This is a genomic window from Halomonas sp. BM-2019, assembly GCF_017584085.1.
On the sequence record NZ_CP071922.1, the window covers coordinates 4,120,198 to 4,121,607 of the forward strand.

Annotated in this window: 1 protein-coding gene and 1 pseudogene; both read right to left on the bottom strand. The window is 47.9% G+C overall.

Features of this window, described 5'->3' with window-relative positions:
• Nucleotides 1-146: 146 nt before the first annotated feature.
• Nucleotides 147-521, bottom strand: a complete 375-nt coding sequence (gene rpsL / locus J5F18_RS20495) for a 30S ribosomal protein S12 (protein ID WP_346300324.1) — start codon at nt 519-521, stop codon at nt 147-149.
• A 277-nt stretch (nt 522-798) separates the two neighbouring features.
• Nucleotides 799-1,410 (bottom strand): annotated as a pseudogene (locus J5F18_RS20500) (DNA-directed RNA polymerase subunit beta'); the annotation flags it as partial.

A 1,410-nucleotide genomic window follows, 5' to 3' on the forward strand; every position in this document is an offset into this window, starting at 1 on the left:
AACAACTCTGATCCGAACTTAGGATCCGGCAGGATTTTACGTTGGCCGACGACGCGTCTTCTAGGCATTGGAATTCTCCGATATCTTCAGGGGTTACCCAAAACTTCAATAAATTTAGTTTGGCCTTACTTCGCAACGGAGAACCGTTAGGACTTAGGCCGCTTAACGCCGTATTTAGAACGGCCTTGCTTACGACCGTTAACGCCAGCACAGTCAAGTGCGCCGCGAACGGTGTGATAACGTACACCTGGTAAGTCTTTAACACGACCACCACGGATAAGGATTACGCTGTGCTCTTGTAAGTTGTGACCTTCACCACCGATGTACGAACTTACTTCGTAACCGTTAGTTAAGCGAACACGACAAACTTTACGTAGCGCTGAGTTTGGTTTCTTAGGGGTGGTGGTATATACACGAGTACATACTCCACGCTTCTGTGGGCAAGCTTGCAGAGCCGGAACGTTGCTTTTCTCAACCGGCTTCTGGCGTCCTTTGCGCACTAATTGGTTAACTGTTGCCATGGTTTCTCCAAAATATTCATTTTACAACAAGCCAAAGCGCTCGGTTGGTCTTCACCATCCAAGCGCGGCCTATTTCTATGGTATCAGTCGCTAAAAATGAACCATAAAAAAGGTTGAATCCCCGGAAATGGGGAGGCCGAATTTTATAGGTCATAAATTCAACTGTCAAGCTAAACAAGGCAGGCATAAAAAAACCTGACTCAAGTTATTCACTTCAGTCAGGTTTTTAATTTAGGCGTGAAGGCTGGAAACCCAGCCTTCTAGACTAACGGCTTTACTATTCGTCGCTCGCTTCAAACGTGTCGTCACTACCTTCGTTCAAGGCATCAGACAGCGCTTGCTCGGCGTCCGCAGCAGTAATGGTCGGTGCCATCGCTAATTTGCGTCGACGAATCCGTTCTTGGTGATAAGCGAAACCGGTACCCGCTGGGATCAAGCGACCAACGATAACGTTCTCTTTCAAGCCACGTAATGGATCTTCTTTACCCTGAACCGCTGCTTCGGTAAGCACACGCGTTGTTTCCTGGAACGACGCCGCAGAAATAAACGACTCCGTTGACAGTGACGCTTTGGTGATACCGAGTAACTGACGTTCGAAACGTGCCGGCATTTTGCCACCAGTTTCAAGATCACGGTTAATCTCAACCACTTTCGAGAATTCTGCCTGCTCACCTTCAAGCAAATCAGAGTCGCCCGCGTGGCTGATGATCACTTTGCGAAGCATCTGACGAACGATAACTTCAATGTGCTTATCGTTAATCTTAACACCTTGCAAACGGTAAACTTCTTGCACTTCATTGACGATATAGTTCGCAACCGCAGAGACGCCCCGCAAACGGAGAATATCTTGTGGTGCTTCAGGACCGTCGGCAATAACTTCACCACGTGA

Bases quoted from the DNA above. Each gene is read 5' to 3' on its own strand.
- rpsL (WP_346300324.1), bottom strand. From the start codon at position 521: ATGGCAACAGTTAACCAATTAGTGCGCAAAGGACGCCAGAAGCCGGTT.